The organism is Legionella nagasakiensis, assembly GCF_900639915.1.
GTDB classification, from domain to species: Bacteria; Pseudomonadota; Gammaproteobacteria; order Legionellales; family Legionellaceae; genus Legionella_A; species Legionella_A nagasakiensis.
In genome coordinates this window covers 129,173-136,253 of sequence record NZ_CAAAID010000006.1, presented here as the reverse complement: position 1 = coordinate 136,253, position 7,081 = coordinate 129,173, and the positions used below count along the sequence as shown (strand labels likewise).

The window sequence follows — 7,081 nt, the reverse complement described above, 5'->3', positions numbered from 1 at the left end:
AAGGCTGACACGGTTTGTGATGCGTTAACCATGGCAATTTGGCAAAGAAAGCCCAAAGCAGGCCTTATCGTGCATTCCGATAGAGGCTCACAATATGCCAGCAAACAATATCGTGACTTGCTCAATCAGCATGGTCTTGTGGGCAGCATGAGTAAAAAAGGCGATTGCTGGGATAATAGTGTTGCTGAGCGCTTTTTCAGCCGCTTGAAAAATGAATTAATTCATTGGCGTAATTATCAAACCAGACGCGAGGCAAAACAGGATATTCTGGATTACATGACCATGTTTTATAATAATCAAAGGTTGCATTCGTTTTTAGATTATCAAAGTCCGAATCAATTTGAAAACAGGTTCTGGGGGTTAATGAAAAACGTCGCTTAACTGGGGTGTACAAATTTGCTTGACCACATCACCATCGTTGTTTCCGTCACAGGGCCAATCTATCTTGACTGCCCGCTACGATACCAACTGCGTAGTTAGACTATGAAGACAGGCTAAATAAATTGTCCTGGTAAAGCGCTAAAGATAATTATAGTTTAAGATTAAAGAGTATTATTTTTAAAACTTGTTAATGTTTAGGTTACACAAACAATGAACAAGCCACAGTTATATCAACGCTTATTCGGGTGGGGGTTTATTATTAGTGTATTGCTGATGGCGATCACTTATTACTATAAAGATAAATTCCCTAATCCATCAGACTATGATTTAAATTCATTAAATGCCCCTATCCAGGAAAAAACAACTAGATCACCCTTTACAATTAAAGCAAATCAATATCACTATCCCATCACACCCAAATTTGATTATGAGCTCACAGGCGTTGTAGTCACTTATAGTGATGCGGATGGATTTACAAACATATGGCACCATAGGCGTTGGAAAGACTTCATCAACGTACGTGATCTTTGTGTGATTTGGGAACCCAACGTAAGCTCTGGCGTTTATAAACACATGAGCTTTACCAGCGACAGCTGGACTTGTTGGGCTTCTTGGAACACTCCGGCAATAGGCGAACTCTTTCAAGAAACAGCACTCTCTAATAATCACTTACTCACAGACAACGAATCCATCAAGAAAATTTTAAAAACCGTTGAAAAAGGCGATGTCATCCATTTTAAGGGGGTCTTAGCGGACTACAAAAACCCTGCAACAAATAGAGCACGAAAAACGAGCATTACACGGAACGATGGTGGGATGGGCGCTTGTGAAACGGTTTATCTTGATGAATTTGAAATCATCAAAAAAGCAAATCCAAGGTTACGCACACTATATACCCGCTCTAAATGGACAGCCATTCTTTCTTTTATCGGCTATTTTATTATGGTTGGCATCACGCCATTTAAACCTCATTAAAACATACCGGCTGAATTCCTATCCTAATCAACAAAAGCTAAGCACCTAAAGTTTTTATGATTTTTGCAGATAATCTTGCTATGAGGAAGAAAAACATCATGTGTTGCACTCATCCATCAAAAATAATGACAAAGAGGAGCGATGTCATGTTGAACAATATTCGAATCATAGCTGTTTTAATTTGTACAGGAAGCTTAGCTGCCTGCGTTGCCTATAACCCAAATAGTTATATGAGCTACCCGTCGTATGCTTACGACGGTAAATACCCTGAAAATTATGAAAGCACTTATTATTATGGTCAGGAAAATTATCGCCCAGAAGCATCAAAACAGGTCGTTGTTCCAGAGTCTTATCATGTAGGGCCTTATCACTCACCAGCGTCTCATAAAGATCGAGATCGAAGATGGGTGGTAAGTCAAAATCCACAAGGATACACTATTGAGCTTGCCCATGGTGAGAAAGCCTCGCAAGTGGCCGGAAAACTGTATAAGGCTCCTAAAAATGATCGCATGGCGGAAATAAAATACCAACAGGACGGTAAAACCTATTATCAAGGGCTGTACGGTAGCTATTCAAGTTATGAAGCAGCCCAACAGGCATTAGGTGCACTGCCTGATGATCTGAAGCAAGGAGCCAGCATTAAATCTTGGGGGAATGTGCAAAACAAAGTGAACCCTTAAAAAATCCCTGTGTGACCAGTCTCTTTCGTTATCTATGGGCCGGCCACACAGAGAGTTTTATCAAACAAGAGTCATAACTTAAAAATGCCCTCTAAGTTTTTGCAGTAATAACCACCTGCATTTTAACGACTCCTTGCGCATCACCACGTTCAACACTCAATTGCTTCATGGAAATTGCATAGTTCTTATTAAGAGACCAAAGCCATTGCAAAAAAGGGTTAAATGGAACCTGTGCAAACGATAACTGGATATCCCCTACACCAGTCTGTTGTAATTGATATGGAAATTGTTGAAACGAAGTATGATTCAATTGATTTGCAAGCAACGTCAACAATTGTGTGTTGCTTAAAGCCTCCGGTACTTTACCCGCTTTATATTGCATACGAACCTGCTGCATCCAAGCTAACGTTTCTTTTTTTTCGGCTATTTGCTGGCTTTTCTCTTTTACTGCATTGGTTAGTGGCGAATAAAACAGCAAATAAAATAAATAAAAGAAACAAACCAATCCCCCTAAACCCAATGTCCAACGTTCACGATCATTTAAATTGTTCCAATAAGTGTTCACAAGCTTAGCTCCAACGTAGCAAGAACTTGCTGGTCATGGGATGATGCCTGAGTTTGGCTGACTTTGACATTCGCTTGTTGCAAACGGCGCTGCAAACTTTCTAGCACAGAAAAATCCTTACCCATTAATGTGACCGATAATATCTGATTTTGAAAACGCAGCTGTTCAACTGAAAACTGCTCGGTATGAAAGGCATTTGCTAATTTATCTAATAAGAACCATAGCGTGTCATCCGAACGATTCGCGGCAGATTTCAATAACTGGCCAATACGAAATCTAGGACTGATCACTTGCTTGGCTTCTGGAAAAAACTCGTGATAAATAACTGCAATCTGTTGATCAAGCTGGGTATTTTTTTTATTTAACCCATATAAATTGATTGCATTTACCAAAAGAAGCATGATAAGCCACATACCTGCTAAAGCAGCACTTATAAAATACCAACGCTGAATGGATTCTTGGCGCTTGCTTCGTTGAAACTCACCCTGACATAAATCAATTGGCTGCGTTTGTTGCAAACGCAGGGCTACCCATGGATAAAAAGTATCATCGATTTTACTATAGGGTAAGCCTGATAAATCACTGGTACTGTCTTTAAAGACATGCAGCGCCAGCTCAGTCGAGCGTTCGGCAAGATAAACTCTGGCAAGCTCCACAGACAACGCCCCTTGGAATGCTTCATCATAAACCAGCAGACTGGTTTCAGAGACACAGGCCTCGCCAGGTTTTAGGGCAAACCATTCAAGAGTTATCGCATCGAATGAAAGATTCAGCCTCTCAAGTTCATTGATTAAAGTTGACAGATGCTGTTTATCAATCACTGCGACCAAATACTGATGATTTTGATAATGGAATCGATCAAACGCAAAATGCAGGGCAGAAACATTTTGCGCCAATTGCTCTTCTAAAGCATAAGGAATCGCTGCACGTGCCTTGCGCTCGTTCAGCCAGGGTAATTCGACCTGATGCAGGCTGCAAACCTCCACAGGCAATACAACCAAAGTACGGCTATTTATTTGCAACTGTTGTAATTCGGCTGCAGAACGCACCATCAGCGGTGCATCCATCTGATTGTTATCATCAAGACGCAAGCTCAGCCAATGTTCATGGCCAATTTGTCTTGCAAATATAAAGCACGTGGCCACCTTGATAGTCCTTTATGCAAAATAGCGGTCAGTACTATTATGAGCAGAATCCCATTGACTGCGCAATTGTTGCGACAGCAGATAAACGACCAGCGCATATTGTGGACTCGTATTATAGCGGGTAATGACATAAAAATTCGGATAGGCTAACCAGTATTCTTGACCAGTCTGAGTATCCAATTCAATGAGCCCAGCCTTTGACGGATTTTTACTCAAAGAAGTAATCGGTTTTATCCCAGCGGAAGTTAACCGCTTCGTATCATAGTCTGCATGCTTGGTATTGGTATTAATTTTTTTATAATCAGACCCTTTCACAGCGGCAGGCTGAACGACCGCTTCATTGAGTCGCCAGCCATGCTTATGAAAATAATTTGCCACGCTGGCGATGACATCCCGATCGTCATTGATTAAATCCCGTTTACCATTCCCTGTGAAATCAACCGCATAGAACCGGTAACTGCTGGGCATGAATTGTGGCTTACCGATCGCCCCGGCATAAGAACCCACATAATACGTTACAGGAACGCCTTGTTCGCGGCAAAGTAAAAAATACTCTCTTAATTCTTTGGTAAAAAACTCAGCGCGTTTAGGATAATAGAATGCTAACGTCGTCAGCGCGTCAAGAACACGATAATTTCCCTGACGCTCACCGTATAAGGTTTCCACGCCAATAATAGCTACAATAATATGCGCCGGAACGCCAAATTGTTTCTGTACTTTCTCCAATGTTTTTTGATTGACTTGCCAGAATGCAATTCCTTTTTGTAGCCGCTCAGGGGTCAGAAAAATTCCCTTGTACACATCCCACGTTTTCTTTTCAAACGGTTTGTTCATCGATTCAATAATTTGTGGCTGGTATTGGGCATCTTTTAAAGCAGCAGTCAGCGACACGCGATTAAAACCGTGATTTTTAACCATATCATTAATAAAACGTTGCACATCCTTGCGCTGCAACAAGGCCTCATCAGCATACACACTCGTCGAGAATAACAGGAAAAAAGAGAAAAATAATTTGGCGAATTGTCGCATGGGCACATCCTTCAGAAATTTATAGCAGCTCATCGTTTCATTTTGCCCTTACAATCCTCCTTTTGCAAAAGAGGCTAAGGGTGACCAAGATCATCCCTGTATTTTAATGGTTTTGCAATGTCTTTATGGATACTCTTTGACACGGAAATGACCCATTCTAGTCACTTTATGAAGGCATTTGTTCATCAACATGGTATGATCTTGTCTTACAGCCATAGTAGGTGTGATTTAAAGTGCGGTTTTTTTAGTCTCTCGCCATAGTATGGATTAAAGACATGCCCCAAAATTTAAGATAAAATAGCTTAATTTACCGGCAGGTTTTTCACTTGAGCGACTTAACGCGAATTCGTAATTTTTCTATCATCGCCCATATTGACCATGGCAAATCCACATTGGCTGATCGCTTCATTCAACGCTGTGGAGGATTGTCTGAGCGGGAAATGGCCGAACAAGTGCTCGACTCCATGGATATTGAGCGCGAGCGCGGGATTACCATTAAAGCACAAAGCGTCAGCCTCAATTATAAATCACGTGATGGCAAAACGTATTTACTCAATTTTATTGACACACCCGGACATGTCGACTTCAGCTATGAGGTTTCCCGCTCTCTGGCAGCCTGCGAAGGTGCAATACTGGTTGTTGATGCCGCTCAAGGCGTTGAAGCTCAAACCGTGGCCGTATGCTACACAGCCATTGATCAAGGGCTGGAGGTTTTACCTGTTTTAAATAAAATTGATTTGCCTCAGGCTGAACCAACACGAGTCATTAGTGAAATCGAAGACATTATTGGGCTGGAAGCACAAAACGCCATTCAAGTCAGCGCGAAAAGTGGCTTTGGTGTAGAAGATGTACTTGAAGCACTGGTTTCTCGCATCCCACCGCCCGAAGGAAACCTCACTGCTCCGTTGCAAGCCTTAATTATTGACTCTTGGTTTGACAGTTACCTTGGCGTCGTCTCACTGGTAAGAATCGTTAATGGCATACTGCAAAAAGGCGATAAAATGCGGGTGATGTCCACCGGCAGAACCTATGAGGTGGATGAAATCGGTATTTTTACTCCCAAAAGAACGGCCACCAACCGATTACAAGCCGGTGAAGTTGGTTATGTCATTGCTGGTATTAAAGACATTCAAGGTGCTCCCGTTGGCGATACTCTGACGCATGAAAAAAATCGTGCAGACAAACCACTGCCAGGCTTCCAACGAGTAAAACCGCAAGTCTATGCCGGTCTTTTCCCAATCAGTGCTGATGATTTTGAAGCGTTCCGTGAAGCATTAGCCAAGTTGAGTCTGAATGATGCCTCGCTGTTTTACGAGCCAGAATCCTCAGATGCGTTAGGTTTTGGTTTTCGCTGCGGCTTCCTTGGTATGCTTCATATGGAAATCATCCAGGAACGGTTGGAGCGCGAATATAATCTTGAACTCATATCAACTGCACCAACTGTTATTTATCAGGTTGTGACCACAAAGGGGGAAACGATGATGATAGATAATCCGTCACGACTACCGCCCTCACAACAAATCAAACAAATGCTCGAACCCATTGTACGTGCCAATATCCTAGTTCCCCAGGATTATTTGGGCCAGGTTATTACTCTTTGCATTGAACGGCGTGGTGTCCAGGCTAATATGACCTACAGTGGCCGCCAGGTATCCATCACCTATGATCTGCCGATGAGTGAAGTCGTTTCCGATTTTTTTGACCGCTTAAAATCGGTCAGCCGTGGCTATGCTTCCCTGGATTATAATTTTCTACGTTTTCAAGAAGCTGATCTGGTTAAAATGGATATCCTGATTAATAATGAGCGTGTTGATGCGCTTGCTGTGATTGTTCACCGTAATTCAGCCCATAGCCGAGGCAAAGCATTGGCTGAAAAAATGCGAGAACTGATTCCAAGACAAATGTTTGATGTAGCCATTCAAGCGGCCATAGGCAGTCATATTATTGCCAGACAAACGGTCAAGGCATTACGTAAAAATGTTACTGCAAAATGCTATGGCGGGGACGTCACTCGCAAACGTAAATTGCTGGAAAAACAAAAAGCAGGTAAAAAACGCATGAAACAAGTGGGACACGTTGAAATACCGCAGGAAGCCTTTATGGCCGTGTTTCAAACAGATAGAAAAAAGTAACTCCCACATCCACGATGTGGAACTCACATTTGCACCAGGATATTAGGGATTGTTAACAAATTCGCTAAAAATAGAATAATAGACGTTATTTACGAGCAATGAAGCGCAGAATGACGGCTGGTCTTCGTTTTTAGTAGAATTTGCTAACAAGCAGAGACTTGGTGCGGAATAGGA

General features: G+C 42.1%; 7 protein-coding genes. 4 read left to right on the top strand and 3 right to left on the bottom strand.

The window, feature by feature from the left end:
* From E1O52_RS07130 to E1O52_RS07120, 3 genes are all read left to right on the top strand, one after another.
* Positions 1-381, top strand: a 381-nt coding sequence (locus E1O52_RS07130; RefSeq protein WP_133128019.1) for an IS3 family transposase, incomplete at its 5' end; no start/stop codon positions are given.
* A gap of 210 nt (positions 382-591) precedes the next feature.
* Complete coding sequence (locus E1O52_RS07125) at positions 592-1,356, top strand: hypothetical protein (RefSeq protein ID WP_133128018.1); 765 nt, start codon at positions 592-594, stop codon at positions 1,354-1,356.
* A 146-nt stretch (positions 1,357-1,502) separates the two neighbouring features.
* Complete coding sequence (locus E1O52_RS07120; protein ID WP_133128017.1) at positions 1,503-2,036, top strand: SPOR domain-containing protein; 534 nt, start codon at positions 1,503-1,505, stop codon at positions 2,034-2,036.
* Positions 2,037-2,127: 91 nt separating this feature from the next.
* Here E1O52_RS07120 and gspM read toward each other — a convergent pair whose 3' ends face one another.
* The 3 genes from gspM to mltB are packed head-to-tail and all read right to left on the bottom strand — an operon-like array spanning position 2,128 to position 4,775.
* Positions 2,128-2,601 (bottom strand): type II secretion system protein GspM, encoded by a 474-nt coding sequence (gene gspM, locus E1O52_RS07115; protein WP_133128016.1) that lies wholly within the window; start codon positions 2,599-2,601, stop codon positions 2,128-2,130.
* Positions 2,598-3,746, bottom strand: a complete 1,149-nt coding sequence (gene gspL, locus E1O52_RS07110) for a type II secretion system protein GspL (protein WP_133128015.1) — start codon at positions 3,744-3,746, stop codon at positions 2,598-2,600. The genes gspM and gspL overlap by 4 nt, the downstream gene beginning before the upstream one ends.
* 12 nt (positions 3,747-3,758) lie before the next feature.
* Positions 3,759-4,775, bottom strand: a complete 1,017-nt coding sequence (mltB, locus tag E1O52_RS07105) for a lytic murein transglycosylase B (protein ID WP_133128014.1) — start codon at positions 4,773-4,775, stop codon at positions 3,759-3,761.
* A 326-nt stretch (positions 4,776-5,101) separates the two neighbouring features.
* Here mltB and lepA point away from each other — a divergent pair, with 326 nt between their 5' ends.
* Entirely contained in the window at positions 5,102-6,907 is a 1,806-nt protein-coding gene (gene lepA, locus E1O52_RS07100; RefSeq protein ID WP_133128013.1) for a translation elongation factor 4, read from the top strand.
* Positions 6,908-7,081: the final 174 nt, after the last annotated feature.